The sequence below is a fragment of the Hydrogenophaga sp. 70-12 genome, from assembly GCF_001897365.1.
GTDB lineage: Bacteria > Pseudomonadota > Gammaproteobacteria > Burkholderiales > Burkholderiaceae_C > Hydrogenophaga > Hydrogenophaga borbori.
The window spans coordinates 1-16409 of record NZ_MKSS01000106.1 but is presented as its reverse complement, the minus strand read 5'-3'; the positions used below and the strand labels follow the sequence as shown (position 1 = coordinate 16409).

Below are 16409 nucleotides of genomic sequence, written 5' to 3'. Positions count from 1 at the left end.
GTCGCGCGCCACGCTGTGGGTGCTGCTGCCCATCGCCACCGTATGGGCGCTGGCCTTCGTGGCCACGGGCGTGATCCAGAACCTTTCGCCCTTCCTCACGCTCACGCCGCTGCAGCCGGGCGTGGGTGAGCAGACCCTGGCCATGGGGCCCACGGCCTCGCAGCTCGCCATCAAGATGCTGGGCACCAACGGTGGCGGCTTCTTCAACGCCAACTCGGCCCACCCGTTCGAGAACCCGAACGAATGGAGCAACGCCCTGCAGATGCTGGCGATCTTCGCCATCCCCGCCGGCCTGTGCTTCACCTTTGGCCGCGTGGTGGGCGACCGGCGCCAGGCGTGGGCCGTGCTCGCGGCCATGGCGCTGATCTTCGTGCTCGCCGTGGTCGCCGCCACCCATTTCGAGCAGCAGGGCAATCCGGTCCTGGCCGCGCTGGGCGCCGACCAGGCCGCCAGCGCGCTGCAGTCGGGCGGCAACATGGAGGGCAAGGAGGTGCGCTTCGGCATCGCCGCTTCGTCGCTGTTCGCCGTGGTCACCACCGCCGCCAGCTGCGGCGCGGTGAACGCCATGCACGACAGCTTCACCCCGCTGGGCGGCCTGGTGCCCACGGCGCTGATGCAGCTGGGCGAGGTGGTGTTCGGGGGCGTGGGCTCGGGCCTGTACGGCATGCTGGTGTTCGCGCTGCTGGCGGTCTTCGTGGCGGGCCTGATGATCGGGCGCACCCCGGCCTACCTGGGCAAGAAGATCGAGCCCTTCGAGATGCAGATGGTGTCGGTGGCGATCCTAGTCACGCCGCTGCTGGTGCTGCTGGGCACCGCGGTGGCGGTGATGAGCGAGGCCGGGCGCGCCGGCATCCAGGACGCGGGCCCGCACGGCTTCACCGAGGTGCTGTACGCGCTGAGCTCGGCCGCCAACAACAACGGCAGCGCCTTCGCGGGCCTGTCGGCCAACACCCCCTTCTACAACGTGCTGCTGGCCATCGCCATGGCGCTGGGTCGCTTCGGCGTGATCCTGCCGGTGCTGGCCCTGGCAGGGTCCTTCGCCGCCAAGCCGCGCGCCGAGGCCACCACCGGCAGCCTGCCCACGCACGGGCCGCTGTTCGTCGGCCTGCTGGTGGGCACGGTGCTGCTGGTGGGCTTGCTCAACTACGTGCCCGCACTGGCCCTGGGGCCGGTGGTGGAGCACCTGACCCTGTGGGCGAAGTGAGGAGCCCGCCATGACACGCAAAACCTTGACCCTGTTCGACCCGGCCCTGTTGCGGCCGGCCCTGATCGGTGCGCTGCGCAAGCTCGACCCGCGCGCGCAGATCCGCAACCCCGTGATGTTCGTGGTCTACGTGGGCAGCGCCTTCACCACCGCCCTGTGGCTCGCGCGGCCCGAGGGCTTCACGCTGGCCGTGGCGCTGTGGCTGTGGTTCACCGTGCTGTTCGCCAACTTCGCCGAAGCGCTGGCCGAAGGCCGCAGCCAGGCGCAGGCCGCGAGCCTGCGCGGGCTCAAGCGCAAGACCTGGGCGAAGAAACTCGACGGCGCCTTCAAGGCCGGCACGCCGCGCAGCGCCATGCGCTGGCTGCCGATCGAGGCCGACTCGCTGCGCAAGGGCGACGTGGTGCTGATCGAGGCCGGCGACACCGTGCCCGCCGACGGCGAGGTGATCGACGGCGTGGCCTCGGTGGACGAGAGCGCCATCACCGGCGAATCGGCGCCGGTGATCCGCGAGTCGGGCGGCGACTTCTCGGCCGTCACTGGCGGCACGCGCGTGCTGTCCGACGCGGTGGTGGTGCGCGTGAGCGTCAACCCCGGCGAGACCTTCGTCGACCGCATGATCGCCATGGTGGAAAACGCGCGGCGCCAGAAGACGCCGAACGAGATCGCGCTGACGATCCTGCTGGTGGCGCTGACCCTGGTCTTCCTGGGCGTGGTGGCGACGCTGCTGCCCTTCTCCACCTTCAGCGCGCAGGCCTCGGGCGGCGCCGGCCAGCCGGTCGGCCTGGTGGTGCTGGTGGCCCTGCTGGTCTGCCTGATCCCGACCACCATCGCCGGCCTGCTCTCGGCCATCGGCGTGGCGGGCATGAGCCGGCTGATGCAGGCCAATGTGATCGCCACCTCGGGCCGCGCGGTGGAGGCGGCGGGCGACGTGGACGTGCTGCTGCTCGACAAGACCGGCACCATCACCCTGGGCAACCGCCAGGCCGCGGCCTTCCTGCCGGCCACGGGCACGAACGAGCGTGACCTGGCCGACGCCGCCCAGCTCGCCTCGCTGGCCGACGAAACGCCCGAGGGCCGCAGCATCGTGGTGCTGGCCAAGCACCGGCACCAGCTGCGCGAACGCGAGCTGCAATCGATGGGCGCGCACTTCGTGCCGTTCAGCGCGCAGACGCGCATGAGCGGCGTGGACCTGGCCGACGGCCGCCAGATCCGCAAGGGCGCGGCCGATGCCATCCGCCGGCACGTGGAATCGCTCGGCGGCGCCTGGTCCGCCCCGGTGCAGGCCCTGGTGGACGACGTGGCGCGGCGCGGCAGCACGCCCCTGGTGGTGGCCGAAGGCGCGCGCGCGCTTGGCGTGGTGGAGCTCAAGGACATCGTCAAGGGTGGCCTCAAGGAGCGCTTCGCCGAGCTGCGCCGCATGGGCATCCAGACCGTGATGGTCACTGGCGACAACCGCCTCACGGCGGCGGCCATCGCGGCCGAGGCCGGCGTGGACGACTTCCTCGCCGAGGCCACGCCCGAGGCCAAGCTCGCGCTCATCCGCGAGCACCAGGCGCGCGGCCGCCTGGTGGCCATGACCGGCGACGGCACCAACGACGCGCCCGCGCTGGCCCAGGCCGACGTGGCCGTGGCCATGAACACCGGCACCCAGGCCGCCAAGGAGGCCGGCAACATGGTGGACCTCGACAGCAACCCCACCAAGCTGATCGAGATCGTGGAGACCGGCAAGCGCCTGCTGATGACGCGCGGCGCGCTGACCACCTTCAGCATCGCCAACGACGTGGCCAAGTACTTCGCCATCGTGCCGGCCGCCTTCGTCACCACCTACCCGCAGCTGCAGGCGCTCAACGTGATGCAGCTGGCCAGCCCGACCTCGGCCATCGTTTCGGCGGTGGTGTTCAACGCCCTGGTCATCGTGGCGCTGATCCCGGTCGCGCTCAAGGGCGTGCCCTACCGCGCCGTGGACGCGGCCTCGCTGCTGCGGCGCAACCTGGCGGTCTACGGCCTGGGCGGCGTGGTGGTTCCCTTCATCGGCATCAAGGCCATCGACCTGCTGATCGCCGGCCTGGGCCTGGCCTGATCCCACACGAGTTCCCATGAACACCGAATCCCCCTCCACCGACAAGGCCCCGGCCGGCGAAGGCCTGGGCAGCACCCTGCGCGCCGCCGTGCTGCTGTTCCTGCTGCTCAGCGCGGTCACCGGCCTGCTCTATCCGCTGCTGGTCACGGGCGCGGCCCAGGCCCTGCTCCCGCGCCAGGCCAACGGCAGCCTGATCGAGCGCGGCGGCCGCCCCGTGGGCTCGGCCCTCATCGGCCAGGCCTTCACCGAGCCGCGCTATTTCTGGGGCCGGCCCTCGGCCACCGCGCCCGTGCCGTACAACGCCGCGGCCTCGGGCGGCTCCAACCTGGGGCCCACAAGCGAGCCGCTGAAGGACGCCGTGCGCGAGCGCATCGCGGCGCTGCGCGCGGCCGACCCGGACAACAACGCGCCCGTGCCGGTGGACCTGGTCACGGCCTCGGGCAGCGGGCTGGACCCGCACATCAGCCTGGCGGCCGCGCTGTACCAGGCGCCCCGCGTGGCCCGCACGCGCCGCCTGGAGCCGGGCGCCGTGGCGGCGCTGGTGGAACGCCAGGCGCAGCGCCCGCTGATCCCCGGCCTGGGCGAGCCGCGCGTGAACGTGCTTGAGCTCAACCTGGCGCTCGATGCCGCCGCGGCGCCGGTGCGATGATGCGGTCCCCATGAACGACGCACGGCCGCCCGAAGCCGGTCGCACCGCAGCGCGCCGCGCGAAGGTTTTGCCATGAACGATGCCCCGCAGCGACCCGACCCCGACATCCTGCTCGCGCAGGTGCGGGCCGGCGAAGACCGGGCGCGGCGGGGGCGCCTGAAGATCTTCTTCGGCGCCTCGGCCGGCGTGGGCAAGACCTACGCCATGCTGTCGGCCGCCCGCGCCGCCCAGGCCGAGGGCACGCCGGTGACCATCGGCGTGGTGGAAACCCACGGCCGGCCCGAGACCCAGGCCCTCACCCAGGGCCTGCCGCGCCTGCCGCTGCGCGAGGTGGCGCACAAGGGCCACACGCTGCGCGAGTTCGACCTCGACGCCGCGCTGGCCTTCGGCGCCCGGCACCCCGACGGCCTGGTGCTGCTCGACGAGTTCGCGCACAGCAACGCGCCCGGCTCGCGCCACCCCAAGCGCTGGCAGGACGCCGAGGAGCTGCTGGCCACCGGCATCGACGTGTGGACCACGATGAACGTGCAGCACCTCGACAGCCTGAACGACGTGGTCAGCGGCATCACCGGCGTGCGCGTGTGGGAGACCGTGCCCGACCGCCTGTTCGACGAGGCCGACGAGGTCGTCGTCGTCGACCTGCCGCCCGATGAGCTGCTGGAGCGCCTGCACAGCGGCAAGGTGTACCTGCCCACCCGGGAAAGCGGTGGCGACGACCAGCGCGCCGAGCGCGCCGCCGCCCACTTCTTCCGCAAAGGCAACCTGCTGGCCCTGCGCGAGCTGGCCCTGCGCCGCACCGCCGACCGCGTGGACGACGAGGTGCGCGCCTTCCGCCAGGCCGGCGCGGTGCGCCCGGTGTGGCCCAACCGCGAGTCGCTGCTGGCCTGCGTGGGCCCGGGACCGGCGGCCGACAAGGTGGTGCGCTGCGCCGCGCGCATGGCCGCGCAGCTGGACCTGCCCTGGCACGCGGTGCACGTGCAGGCGCTCTCGCGCGAGCCCAGCGCCGCCACGCAAAAGGCGCTGGACCTGGCCGAGTCGCTGGGCGCCAGCGTGAGCAGCTTCAGCGACCGCGACCCGGCCGCCGCGCTGGTGCGCCACGCGCGCGAACACAACCTCAGCCGGTTGGTGCTGGGCCGCGCGCGCCGGCGCCGGCCCTGGTCGCGCCCGCTGGCCGAGCGCATCGCGGCGGTGGCCGGCGACCTGGAGCTGCTGCAGGTGGCCGAGCCGTCCGGCGCGCGCGAACGCGAGGGCGCCGCCCCTGCGGCCGAACCGCCACGCGACCCGCGCTGGCCCGGCTACCTTGCCGCCGGCCTGGCCTGCGCGCTCACCGCCGTGCTGGCCACGCCGCTGATCCCGGTGCTGGAGCTCAGCAACATCGTGATGATCTTCCTGCTCATCGTGGTGGCCATCGCGCTGCGCTACGGCCGCGGCCCGGCGGTGCTGGCGGCCTTCCTGGGCGTGGCGCTGTTCGACTTCTACTTCGTGCCGCCGCGCTTCACGCTCGCGGTGAGCGACGTGCAATACCTCGTCACCTTCGGCGTGATGCTGGTGGTGGCCCTGGCCATCGGCCAGCTCACCGCCGTGCTGCGCCAGCAGGCCGACGCCGCCACGCGGCGCGAGCGGCGCGTGCGCGCGCTGCACGACATGTCGCGCGACCTGTCCGCCGCGCTGCTGCCCGAGCAGGTGGCCGACATCGGCGCGCGCTTCGTGCGGGCCGAATTCGGCATGCCCAGCACCTTGCTCGCGGCCGACCTGAACGACCGGCTGCAGCCCCTGCCCGGCGGGCAGGCGCCAGTGGACATGGCGGTGGCGCAGTGGGCCTTCGAGCGCGGCGAGCCCGCCGGCCGCGGCACCGACACCCTGCCCGCCAGCGCCACGCTGGTGGTGCCGCTGAAGGCACCCATGCGCGTGCGCGGCGCGCTGGTGCTCGACCCCGGCGGCGCGCGCGCGCTGGACACCGAACAGCGCCGGGCGCTGGGGGCCTGCGCCTCGCTGCTGGCCATCTCGCTGGAGCGCATCCACTACATCGAGGTGGCGCAGCACAGCACGGTGCAGATCGAATCGGAGCGGCTGCGCAACTCGCTGCTCGCCGCCATTTCGCACGACCTGCGCACGCCGCTGGCCTCGCTGGTGGGCCTGGGCGAGGCGCTGCGCCTGACGCCGCCGGCGCTGTCGCCCGCGCAGGCCGAGTTGGCCGAGGCCATTGCGCAGTCGGCGCGGCGCATGGCGGCGCTGGTGAACAACCTGCTGGACATGGCGCGCCTGCAGGCCGGCGCCGTGCCGCTGCAGCGCGCCTGGCAACCGCTGGAAGAGGTGGTGGGCAGCGCCCTGGCCGCCTGCGGCGACGCGCTGCACGGCCGCGCGATCCAGGTCGATCTGCCGGCCGACCTGCCGCTGCTGCAGTTCGACGCCGTGCTGATGGAGCGGGTGCTGGTGAACCTGCTGGAGAACGCCGCCAAGTACACGCCGCCCGGCTCCGCCATCCGCCTGTGGGCCGAGGCCGACCCCGAGGCGGTGCGCCTGCGCGTGGACGACCACGGTCCCGGCCTGCCGCGCGGGCAGGAGGCGCGCGTGTTCGAGAAGTTCGAGCGCGGCGCGCGCGAAAGCGCCACGCCCGGCGTCGGCCTGGGCCTGGCCATCGGTCGCGCCATCGTGGAGGCGCACGGCGGGCGCATCGAGGGCCACAACCGCACCCGCGAGGGCCGCGTGGAGGGCGCGCGCATCGAGATCACGCTGCCGCGCGGCACGCCGCCGCCGGCCGACAATCCGCCGCCATGAGCACCGCCCGGCCGCCCGAAGGGGTTCGCACCGCAGCGCGCCGCGCCAAGGTTTCACCATGAGCACCCACGCCCCGCAGATCCTGATCGTCGAGGACGAGAACGACATCCGCCGCTTCGTGCGGCTCACGCTGCAGGCCGAGGGCCATGAGGTGCACGAGGCCGCCACCCTGCAGCGCGGACTGATCGAGGCCGGCACGCGCCGCCCCGACCTGGTGGTGCTGGACCTGGGCCTGCCCGACGGCGACGGCGTGGACCTGATCCGCGACCTGCGGCAGTGGTCGGCGGTGCCGGTGATCGTGCTCTCGGCGCGCAGCGCCGAGGCCAGCAAGATCGAGGCGCTGGACGCGGGCGCCGACGACTACCTCGTCAAGCCCTTCGGCTCGGGCGAGCTGATGGCGCGCGTGCGCGCGCAGCTGCGCCGCCACCGGGCGCAGACGCCGGCCGGCGAATCGGTGCTGCGTTTCGGCGAGGTGGAGATCGACCTGGCGCGCCACCAGGTGCAGCGCGCGGGCGAGCCGCTGCGCCTGACGCCCATCGAATACAAGCTGCTGACCCACCTGGCCAGCCAGCCCGAGCGCGTGGTCACGCACGCCCAGCTGCTGCAGGCCGTCTGGGGCCCCGGCCACCGCGAGGACACGCACTACGTGCGCGTGCACATGGCCAACCTGCGCAAGAAGATCGAGCAGCACCCGGCCATGCCCCGGCACCTGCTCACGGAAACGGGCATCGGCTACCGCTTCGTGCCCTGAGGCCGCGCCCCTTCAGTCCAGCACGTTCACCGCGCGCAGCGGCCGCAACACGCTGGAGGGCGTCATGCCGAAGGTGTGGCGGAACATGCGGCTGAAGTGGGCCGAATCGGCGAAGGCGCCGTCCAGCGCGGCCTCGGTCAGGCTGCCGTCGGGCCGGTAGGCGGCCATGGCGCGGCGCACCTGCGTCCAGATGCGGTAGCTGCGAAAGCTCACGCCCAGCGCCTCGCTGAACAGGTGGTTGAAGCGCGAGGCCGACAGGTGCGCCGCGCGCGCCAGCGCCTCGCGGTCGGGCACGCCCTCGCCCGCTTCGCGCAGGCGCCGCAGGCTGCTCAGCACGCGCGGGTCCACGCTGGCCAGGGGCGGCAGGCCACCCGGCCCCAGCAGCGTGGGCAGATCGAAGCTGTGCAGGCGCTGCTCGGTGTGCCAGCGGATGCGCGCGCGCGGCACCGGCTCGCCGATGACCTGGCCCTGGGCCGCGAACACCCGCCGCAGGCGGCGCACCTCGGGCGCGTCGGGCTCCAGGTACATCAGCGCCACGCGCTCGCCCTGCGGATCGAACACGTGCTCCACGCCGGCGTCGATCAAGGCGCTGTGGCAGCTCTCCTCGCGCCCTTTCGGCAACAGCAGGCGAAAACGCCCCGACAAGCCCAGCAGCAGCACCGGCGCGGCGTGGCGGTGCCAACCGGTGGCGGGGATCTCGCCCAGGTAGAGCGCCTTGTCGGCGCACAGGGTGAGCGCGTTGCCGATCAACACAGCCCAAACCTCCAAGACAGGCGCGCCAGCCGCCCGTACCGTGGCGGCTTCATCCACCCACACCACAGGAGAACGAGTTGTCGATCCGCACCGCCCACCACTGGGCGCTGAACCTGGCCGCGCAGGCCGGCGTCGTCCACACCGCGAAGAGCGGGCTGTCGCATGTGCTCAAGTCTCCTCTGGTGAATCTGAACCGCCGGCTGGCGGGCCTTGCGGCGCGCGAGGTCCGGGTGGCGGGGCACGGCCTGCATTATCTGGAGGGCGGGCGCGGCGAGCCCGTGCTGCTGTTGCACGGCATCTTCGCCGAGAAGGACCATTGGGTGGACCTGGCGCGCCGGCTGACCCCGCACCACCGCGTGGTCGTGCCCGACCTGCCCGGCTTCGGCGCCAGCGAGCGGCACGAGGACCAGCGCTACGGCTACGCCGAGCAGGTGGAGCGGCTGCGCGCCTTCATGGACGCCATCGGCGTGCAGCGCGCGCACGTGGCCGGCAGCTCCATGGGCGGCGCGCTGGGGGCCCTGCTGGCCGGGGAATACCCGGGCCGCGTCGCCTCGCTGGCGTTCATCGGCGCGCCGCACGGACTGCGCTCGCCGCGCCCCAGCGAGACCGACCGGCTGATCGACGCCGGACAGACCCCGCTGATCGCGCACGACGCGGCGGAGTTCGACGCGCTGCTGGCGCGCCTGTTCGGGCAGCGGCCCTGGCTGCCCTGGCCCATCCTGCGCGCCGCGCGCGAGGACGCGATCCGCCGCGCCCCCTCCAACCACCGCCTCTGGCGCGAACACCTGGCCGACCGCTACCTGCTGGAGCAGCGCCTCGCGCGGGTGCCGGCGCCGCTGCTGGTGCTGTGGGGACGGCGCGACCGCGTGTTCCACGTATCGGGCGCGCGCACGCTGCGCTGGCAACGTCCCGATGCGGACATCCAGGTGCTGGACCGTTTGGGACACTTGCCCATGATGGAGGCGCCGCTGACCGTGGCGCAGCGCTACCGCCCCTTCCTGGAACGCCACCGCTGGATGCGCCACCGGACATGACACCGCCCGCCCACGCCCTCGCCCCGCCAGCCGCGCGCGCCGCCGACCGGCTGGCGGCCACCGCCGCCCTGTGGGTGGCCTGCGCCGCCCTCGCCGGCTGCGAGACCGCGCCCCGCGCCGGCGGCCTGACGCGCGCCCAGGTGCTGGACGTGGTGAAGGACCGCCACGGCGTGCGCGACGGCCACCCCGAGCTGTACGCGGCCCTGCGCGCCGGCGTGACCCGGCGCGAACTCGAGGAAGGCCGGCTGTTCGAAGGCGAGTGCGGGCTGCCGGACGCCGCGCAGGCCTCGGGCATGCGCTGGCTCACGGTGACGGTGCTCGCCCCGGCCGGCCTGCGCCTGGCCAGCGGCAGCGTGGTGGACGTGCGCGGGCTGCGCGCGGCCTGGCCGGCCGTGGACGGCGGGGCGGCGCCGCGCTGGCACGGCGTCTATGCGGGCAGCGCCAGCGCGCTGGGCGAGGCCGCGGCCTCCGCCCTGAGCCCCCGGCCCGGTGCGCCCTGCCAGGCGCCGGGCGAGCCGCCCGGCCAGTGGCGCGTGAAGCTGCGCGGGCCGGCACCGGCCTGGGCCTTCGACTTCGCCCAGGCCGGCCTGCGCCGCCTGGACGCCCTGCGCGACAGCGACCTGGCCGCTGGCCGCGTGCTGCGCCTGGGCTGCCAGCTCAAGGTGTTGGACGGCGGCGACTGGTACGCCCCGGTCTGGGTGGCCACCGCCCCCGAGGCGCTGCGGCTGCGGGTGGGCGACGTGGTCCGCCTGCGCGCGGGTGCCGAAGCCGGATCGAAGGACCCGGACCCGCCCGCCGAGGTGCTGGAGCGGCTCGCCGGCGTGGCCGCGCCCGGCGGCCACGCGCTGGTGCGCTGCGGCTAGCCGGCCGTGCCCGGGGTCAGCGCCCTGAGCCGCTGGTGCGCCGGCCCGTTCCGGTCCACCGGCCGGTTCTGCTTGCCTTTGAGGTAGTGCTCGCTGAACACGTCCAGCCAGGCGGCCAGGGCCTCGGCCGCGCGCGCCTCGCCCGCCAGGGCCAGGCACAGGGCCGCCACCTCGGCGGTGCAGAAGTGGTCGGCGCGCGCGGCGCGGCGCAGGCGGTAGTTCGAGGGGTGGTCGGGGTGCAGGCTCAGCACCGGGAAGGGGTCGAGGTAGCGGCTCTTGTTGAACATCTTGCGCGCCTCGGACCAGGTGCCGTCGAGCAGCACGAACAGCGGGCGCCGCGCGGGTGCGCCGGCGGTGGCGGCAGCGGCCGGCGGCGGCGCGGTGATCACGCGCGCCGGGTCCACGAATTCGCCGGGGAACACCACGCAGGGCTGCCACTGCGGGTCGTTCAGCAGGGCGATGAGCGCGGGGTCGATGACCGTGCGCGACCAGGCAAAGGCCCAGGTGTCGGCCACCAGGTCGGCGATCAGCCAGCCGGTGTTGCTGGGCTTGAGCGCCTCGATGTCGCCCATGAGCAGGCAGACGCCGGCGCGCGTGTCCACGCGCGGGCGCAGGTCGCAGATGCAGTAAGGGGAAAAAAGCCGGCAGCGCGCGCAGCGCCCGGGCGCGGAGCCGCGCGCGACGAAGGGCTTGGAGCTGGCGGCCAGGCGCGCGGCGCGCAGGCGGGAGACGGCGTGGGGCATGGGGCAGCGACTGTACCGCCGCCCCGCGCACGGCCGGTTCAGGGGATGAAGTTCAGCCCCTCCGGCAGATCGCCCTGGATAGGCACCTCGAACAGCGGCCCGCCGGCGTCGGGGTCGATCACCGTCGCGCCGTGGCTGGCGAAGAAGACCGCGATCTGGGTCTGCGCCGCCACCGCCAGCGGCGCGGCCGCCGCGATGCCGATGTTGGTGAGGAAGGTGTGCGGGTTCTTGGGGATGCCCGGATTGGCGGCGAAGGCCAGGTCGTTGCGGTAGTAGGTGACGCGGTCTTTGAGCCCGCCCGCGCGCACGATGGCGCTGCTGGTGGGGTTGGGCACGGTCACGTCGCCCTTGGCGAACTGCACGATCACGGGCTTAGCCGCGTGGCCCGCCGGCGGGTCGCGGCGGATCAGCTCGGCGTAGGACACCGGGTTGCCCGACTGCTGCACCCATTGGTTGCGGTCCAGCAGCTCGGCGATGGCCATGGCGCCCGGCACGGTGTTGACCAGCGGCGGCTGGTCGCGCAGCGGGATGTTCTCGTCGAAGTTCAGCGGCACCGGCCGCTCGGGCGTGGGCGGCAGGTTCAGCAGCACCGGCTGGCGCGTGGCCAGGCTCAGGCCGGTGAGGATGCGAAAGGCGGGGCTCAGGCGCGCGATCTCGGTGATGGAGCCGCCCGGCACGTTGGGCACGCCAGCCTTGATGTTGCGCTCCACGCCCAGCAGGATGGTGCCGTAGATGCCGCCGAAGGACTGGCCGGCGTAGTAGATGCGGCCGGGGTCAAGATCGGGCGCGCCGTCGCCGTCGGCGTCGACGCCGACCTCGATCTGGCGCACCAGCTGCATCAGGTCGATCACCGTCTGGCGCAGGCCGTCGCGGCTGCTGACGATGGTCTGCGGCGCGGCGGCGTTCACGCCCTCGGTGCTGTCGATGCTGCCGTTGCCGTCCTGGTCGATGCCGCGCCCGCCAGCGGGGATCTGCACCGGCGCGCCCACGGTGGGCAGCGCATTGAGCGTGCCCAGGGCGCCGCCGCCGTGGCCCACCACGTTGATCGACACCGTGGCGATGCCCTGCGAGGCCAGCACCGAGGCCACCGTCCAGGGCGCGCCGTACATGCTGTCGGTGAAGCCGTGGCCGAAGATCGCCACCGGCCAACCCATGGCCGGCTTGGGTCCGGCGGGCAGGAAGAACTGGGCCGTCAGCGTCTCGCTGCCCAGCAGGCGCGGCGCGCCGGTCAGCGTGTCGGTCGCGGGGATCACCTTGGCGGCGTTCTGGTACGAGGGCGAGTCGAAACGGCCGTAGGCCACCTGGCCCACCGCGCCCGGCACCACCTGCAGGGCCGGCGTGGGCAGGAAGCTGGGCGTGAACGCCGGTGCCGTGCCGGTCTGGCGGTTGAACTGGATGCCCTGCAGCCCCGCCACCGGGAACAGCGCGCGCACGCTGCCGCCGTTGCCCACCATGAAGTTCATGGGCGCGGGCGTGCTGGCCTTGATGCGCCGCTGGATCTTGAGCAGGTCGCCGGTGGCCGACTGCGTGGTGAACAGCGAGGCCGCCACCACGTTGCGACCGCCGCCGCGCGCCATCGGCAGCGCGTCGCGCAACTCGCGCTGCTGCGCATCGCGCCCGTCCAGGAAGCTGGCCGACTTGATCTTCTTGCCGCTGGCGTCGCGCACGCCGTTCGTGATCACCAGCAGGTAGCGCGAGCGCTCCTGCAGCAGCTCGTCGGATTCGAAGGCCAGGGTCTTGCTCGGCGGGTCCCACACCACGCGGTTGATGCCCACCTTCTGGCCGAAGCCGCGCAGGGTGAGCACGTCGCCCAGGTTGACCAGGTAGATGCTGTCGCTGCCCACCGACGCCGGGTCGATGTCGCCCGTGAACGGCACCGTGAAACGCGGCTGGGTGGAAAAGCCGTCCAGCGTGTTGATGACGTCGATGTCGGCGCAGTCGCTGGGCCGCGCGGCGCAGTCGGGCTTGGGCAGGTTCACCCGGCGCAGTGTGGCGTTGCCGAAGTCGGGCACCGTCCAGCGGTTGCTGGGGAAGGGGGCCGCAGTGGCGTCGTAGCGCACGGCCACGCCGTCGGCCAGGGCCAGCACCGGCCACAGGGCCAGCAAAGGAATCCAACGGGTCGAACGCGCGCGAAGCAGGTTCATGGCGTGTCTCCTGGGTGAGCCGCGGGGCGGCTCGGGGGCCGGGTGCTGTTCCGAGCGGCGGTTATAGGCCTGCCGTGGCGCGCGCACCAGGGGGGTCTGGCGTTTTCCCTGAGCCGGGCGTACCGTGGTCTGTCGCCTGCGCGACGCGCCGGACCGCGGAACCTCCGCCGGTCACCCCGCTCCATCCCTGGCCATGGAGATGTCATGTTCAAGACCGTCAAAGACCTGATCGAGCGGCTCACCGGCGAGCTCGCCGCCCCGGCGGACACGCCACTCGACGAGCACACCCTGCAGCTGTCCACCGCCGTGCTGCTGGTCGAGGTGATGCGCGCCGCGCCCGAGGTGCACGAGGGCGAGTACGCCGCCGTGCTGCGCGCCCTGCGCCGCCAGTTCCAGCTCAGCGACGACGAGTTGCAGCGCCTGATCGAGCTGGCCCACGAGACCGCCCGCACCGCCTACGACTACCAGCGCTTCACCCGCCTGCTCAACGAGCGCTTCACGCACGCGCAGAAGGTGACCATGGTGGAGGCCATGTGGGCCGTGGCCTACGCCGACGCCCACCTGGACGTGCACGAGAACGCGGTCATCCGCAAGGTCGCGGGGCTGCTGCACGTCACGCACGGCGAGTACATCGCGGCCAAGCTGCACGCGCAGCACGCGGGACCGCCGTCGGGGCACGACGTGCTGCCGTGAACCCACACAATCTTTGCGGTGGCGCCGCAACCGGTTTACCGGCGCGATACACGGCCTGGGCACGATGAAGGCTCAACAACACCTCCCGAAAGGAGACCGAGATGAAAGCCCGTTCGCTGATCTCCATCGCCGTCGCCACCGCCACGCTCGCCATGAGCACCGCCGCCCTGGCCCGCGACGACCACCGCGGCTTCTCGCGCCATGACGGCCCGCGCGCCGAGCGCCACGTCGATCGGCATGTCCACGACCGCGGCCCCCGTTTCGACCGAGGCCCGCGTTTCGAGCACGGTCCGCGCGACGTGCGCATCGTGAACCGCAACCACTACTACTACGGCCCCGCCCCGCGCTGGCAGCGCGGCCAGTACCTGCCCCGCGAGTACCGCGGCGGCCGCTACATCGTGGTGCAGCACAACCCACGCCTGTACCAGCCGCCGCGCGGCCACCACTGGGTGCAGGTCAATGGCGAATTCCTGCTGATCGCCGCCGCCACCGGCCTGATCGCCCACGCCATCCTCAGCAACTGATCCGGCACTACCATCGCGGCATGAAACGCCGCCACGCCCTCCTCTCCTCCATGGCCGCTTTTGCGGCCATGGGCTTTTTGTCCGCCTGTTCGCGCGAGCCCGATGCCGCGCCGCCGGCCCCACCCATCGACCACAGCCAGGCCTTGCAGGTGCTCGCCGCCGAAGGCAAGGGATTCACCGTGGGCGCCATGATGGCCGCCCAGACCGTTTATGTGCTGTTCGACCCGCAGTGCCCGCACTGCGCCGCGCTGTGGGAGTCGTCGCAGCCCCTGCTGCGCCAGGCGCGCTTCGTCTGGCTGCCTGTGGCCCTGCTCAACGCCAAGAGCCTGCCCCAAGGGGCGGCCATTCTCGGCGCGGCCAACCCGGCCGAGGCCATGGCGACCCACGAGAAAAGCCTGAGCACCGGCCAGGGCGGCATTTCCGCTTCCGCCAGCGTGCCGGCCGAACTGGAAGCCGCCATCAAGCACAACACGGCCCTGCTGACGCGCCTGGGTGCGGAATCGGTGCCCTTCATCGTGGCGCGCGACCCGAAAGGCAATGGCGCCCGCACCGTGGCTGGCGCCATGCCCACGGGGCAGCTGGCCAGCTTCATTGGCCTGGGCGGGCAGTAAAAAAACCGGTCAGGCGGCGAACGTGCGGGCATGGCCGCCAGACGCAACGGATTCTTAATCAATTAGTGCCAAGGGAGTATCTAGAAAGTAGGCCGATCGGCTGAAACTTGGTGAACGCCCGCTACCGCTTTCGGGCGGTGCCCCACCAACTGTTCATCGATCGCTCCATGCCTCGTCCCTTGCTTCCACCGTGGGCCATGGCGGCCCTGGCGGCTCCGCTGGCCATCGCGCCCTGCCGTGCCCAGGCCGATCCCGGCCCAGCGGCCCCCGTCCCGGCCGCCTCCCCGTTCGGCGCTTCGCCCAAGGCGCCCCGGCCCCCGGCGGACGGCAGCCCGGTCATGCCCGACCGGCGACCGGGGCAGGCCAGCCAAGCCCACCCGGCGGTGCAGGCCGGCGGCCTGAGCCTCAACGACTCGGGCGCCCAGTACAGCAGCGAATCGCCCGACACCCGGCTCAACGCCAGCATCGGGCGCGACTGGGGGGGCGGCCGCGGCCTGCGCGGCGGCGTCGACTACGCCCGCCTGCTCAACGACCAGTGGGCCGTGGGCGGCAACTTCATGGCCAGCATCGAGCACCAGGAGGCCGTGCTCAACGGCCTGTACTCGCCCAGCAAGGACCTGCACGTCGGCCTGTCGCTGGGCTGGCTGCGCGACACCGACACCTACCCGTTCTATTCCGGCCCCGCCGACGTGTCGGTCGACCAGGCCTCGGCGCTGGCGCGCGTGATTAAACGCTTCGATGAAGGTGCCTGGCTCACGCAGCTCAACGGCAGCGTCTACATGGCCCGCGCGCGCAAGCCCGACGTGCCCGACGCGGTGATGGTGGAGGAATCGCCCACGCTCATCCGCTTCCTCGTCGACCCGCGCGAAATCGCGCCCGGCCGCCTGCAGGGCTTCAACGTGGGCATGGGCCTGCGCCCCTGGGCCAACGCCGAGCTCAAGCTCTCGCTGGGCCGCGAAACCCTGCGCTACCACTTCCAGGACGGCTCGGGCGAAAAGGACAGCCGCACCACCGCGGGCCTGGGCTATACCCATTCCCTGCCAGGCTGCTGGCAGTTGGAGGGCAACGCCAACACCGGCGTGGCGGGCGATCGCCTCTCGTTCGGCGTGCGCCACGGCATGTGGAACGTGGCGCTGGCACGCGACGGCGGTGCCCCGGGCATGAAGGCCCGCACCAGCCTGGTGGTCGGCGTGGACGTTCCACTGGGCAGCAACCCCACGGCGCGCTGCGCGGCCGGCACGGGCCTGCGCCAGACGCGCGATGTGCGCCGCCTCGACGAGGTCTTTCAGCGCCCGCGCGAACTGCCCTCGCGCGCGCTCGCCAAGGTCGACCTGACGGCCGTTCCCCTCGTGCTGTCCGTGGTCGTGGTGATGGCCGACGCCTCGCTCACCCTGGTCAGCTTCAACGCCGTGGGGTTCTGACATGCGCCTCGTCCCTCGCTTCGTTCCCTGGTTCGCGCGGCCGCTCGTCCAGGGCCTTCTCCAGCGGCCCTGGCGGTGGCTGCTGCTGCTCCTGCTCGCCTCCCCCTTCGCGTGGGCCGCGGGCGTGAGCATCAACCACCTCACGATCACCAACGTCCAGC

General features: G+C 73.0%; 14 protein-coding genes. 11 read left to right on the top strand and 3 right to left on the bottom strand.

Translation table 11 applies throughout. The features are described 5' to 3' along the window. The 5 genes from kdpA to kdpE all read left to right on the top strand — a co-directional run. Window positions 1–1204: potassium-transporting ATPase subunit KdpA (kdpA, locus tag BGO22_RS06860; RefSeq protein ID WP_286849736.1), on the top strand; the 1204-nt coding region annotated here is incomplete at its 5' end. A gap of 10 nt (window positions 1205–1214) precedes the next feature. After that, on the top strand, window positions 1215–3284 hold the full coding sequence (gene kdpB, locus BGO22_RS06855) for a potassium-transporting ATPase subunit KdpB (protein ID WP_070400543.1): 2070 nt from the start codon (window positions 1215–1217) through the stop codon (window positions 3282–3284). Between the two features lie 16 nt (window positions 3285–3300). Then, complete coding sequence (gene kdpC / locus BGO22_RS06850) at window positions 3301–3933, top strand: potassium-transporting ATPase subunit KdpC (RefSeq protein WP_070400544.1); 633 nt, start codon at window positions 3301–3303, stop codon at window positions 3931–3933. A gap of 72 nt (window positions 3934–4005) precedes the next feature. Continuing rightward, a complete protein-coding gene (locus BGO22_RS06845) occupies window positions 4006–6711 on the top strand; it encodes a DUF4118 domain-containing protein (RefSeq protein ID WP_070400545.1) in 2706 nt (901 codons plus the stop codon). 58 nt (window positions 6712–6769) lie between these two features. Beyond that, entirely contained in the window at window positions 6770–7462 is a 693-nt protein-coding gene (gene kdpE, locus BGO22_RS06840; protein WP_070400546.1) for a two-component system response regulator KdpE, read from the top strand. A 12-nt stretch (window positions 7463–7474) separates the two neighbouring features. On the opposite strand, the gene BGO22_RS06835 is transcribed toward kdpE, so the two are convergent. Further along, window positions 7475–8215 carry an AraC family transcriptional regulator gene (locus BGO22_RS06835; protein ID WP_070400547.1) on the bottom strand — a complete coding sequence of 247 codons (741 nt, stop codon included), beginning with the start codon at window positions 8213–8215 and terminating at the stop codon, window positions 7475–7477. Window positions 8216–8292: 77 nt separating this feature from the next. On the opposite strand from BGO22_RS06835, the gene BGO22_RS06830 reads away from it, so the two are divergent. Next, complete coding sequence (locus BGO22_RS06830; RefSeq protein WP_070400548.1) at window positions 8293–9249, top strand: alpha/beta fold hydrolase; 957 nt, start codon at window positions 8293–8295, stop codon at window positions 9247–9249. After that, on the top strand, window positions 9246–10112 hold the full coding sequence (locus BGO22_RS06825; protein ID WP_286849732.1) for a hypothetical protein: 867 nt from the start codon (window positions 9246–9248) through the stop codon (window positions 10110–10112). Before BGO22_RS06830 ends, BGO22_RS06825 begins: the two co-directional genes overlap by 4 nt. Here the strand turns inward: BGO22_RS06825 and BGO22_RS06820 are convergent. Then, a complete protein-coding gene (locus BGO22_RS06820) occupies window positions 10109–10855 on the bottom strand; it encodes a tRNA-uridine aminocarboxypropyltransferase (RefSeq protein ID WP_070400550.1) in 747 nt (248 codons plus the stop codon). The genes BGO22_RS06825 and BGO22_RS06820 overlap by 4 nt on opposite strands. A gap of 38 nt (window positions 10856–10893) precedes the next feature. Further along, entirely contained in the window at window positions 10894–12999 is a 2106-nt protein-coding gene (locus BGO22_RS06815; RefSeq protein WP_070400551.1) for a hypothetical protein, read from the bottom strand. 204 nt (window positions 13000–13203) lie between these two features. On the opposite strand from BGO22_RS06815, the gene BGO22_RS06810 reads away from it, so the two are divergent. The 4 genes from BGO22_RS06810 to BGO22_RS06795 all read left to right on the top strand — a co-directional run bounded on the left by BGO22_RS06810 (window position 13204) and on the right by BGO22_RS06795 (window position 16248). Next, the gene (locus BGO22_RS06810) at window positions 13204–13692 is read left to right on the top strand and encodes a tellurite resistance TerB family protein (RefSeq protein ID WP_070400552.1); all 489 of its coding nucleotides are present in this window, start codon (window positions 13204–13206) and stop codon (window positions 13690–13692) included. Window positions 13693–13793: 101 nt separating this feature from the next. Next, window positions 13794–14216 (top strand): RcnB family protein, encoded by a 423-nt coding sequence (locus BGO22_RS06805; protein WP_070400553.1) that lies wholly within the window; start codon window positions 13794–13796, stop codon window positions 14214–14216. Window positions 14217–14236: 20 nt separating this feature from the next. Then, window positions 14237–14827, top strand: a complete 591-nt coding sequence (locus BGO22_RS06800; protein ID WP_070400554.1) for a thioredoxin fold domain-containing protein — start codon at window positions 14237–14239, stop codon at window positions 14825–14827. 338 nt (window positions 14828–15165) lie between these two features. Further along, window positions 15166–16248: a hypothetical protein gene (locus BGO22_RS06795; protein ID WP_070400555.1), complete on the top strand. Its 1083-nt coding sequence runs from the start codon at window positions 15166–15168 to the stop codon at window positions 16246–16248. The last annotated feature ends 161 nt before the right edge of the window (window positions 16249–16409 follow it).

What these genes read in the sequence shown, in the direction of transcription:
- BGO22_RS06820 (WP_070400550.1), bottom strand. Translation starts at nt 10,855, where the DNA reads ATGCCCCACGCCGTCTCCCGCCTGCGCGCCGCGCGCCTGGCCGCCAGC.
- kdpC (WP_070400544.1), top strand. Translation starts at nt 3,301, where the DNA reads ATGAACACCGAATCCCCCTCCACCGACAAGGCCCCGGCCGGCGAAGGC.
- BGO22_RS06800 (WP_070400554.1), top strand. Translation starts at nt 14,237, where the DNA reads ATGAAACGCCGCCACGCCCTCCTCTCCTCCATGGCCGCTTTTGCGGCC.
- kdpE (WP_070400546.1), top strand. Translation starts at nt 6,770, where the DNA reads ATGAGCACCCACGCCCCGCAGATCCTGATCGTCGAGGACGAGAACGAC.
- BGO22_RS06805 (WP_070400553.1), top strand. Translation starts at nt 13,794, where the DNA reads ATGAAAGCCCGTTCGCTGATCTCCATCGCCGTCGCCACCGCCACGCTC.
- BGO22_RS06795 (WP_070400555.1), top strand. Translation starts at nt 15,166, where the DNA reads ATGCCCGACCGGCGACCGGGGCAGGCCAGCCAAGCCCACCCGGCGGTG.
- BGO22_RS06815 (WP_070400551.1), bottom strand. Translation starts at nt 12,999, where the DNA reads ATGAACCTGCTTCGCGCGCGTTCGACCCGTTGGATTCCTTTGCTGGCC.
- BGO22_RS06810 (WP_070400552.1), top strand. Translation starts at nt 13,204, where the DNA reads ATGTTCAAGACCGTCAAAGACCTGATCGAGCGGCTCACCGGCGAGCTC.
- kdpB (WP_070400543.1), top strand. Translation starts at nt 1,215, where the DNA reads ATGACACGCAAAACCTTGACCCTGTTCGACCCGGCCCTGTTGCGGCCG.
- BGO22_RS06845 (WP_070400545.1), top strand. Translation starts at nt 4,006, where the DNA reads ATGAACGATGCCCCGCAGCGACCCGACCCCGACATCCTGCTCGCGCAG.
- BGO22_RS06825 (WP_286849732.1), top strand. Translation starts at nt 9,246, where the DNA reads ATGACACCGCCCGCCCACGCCCTCGCCCCGCCAGCCGCGCGCGCCGCC.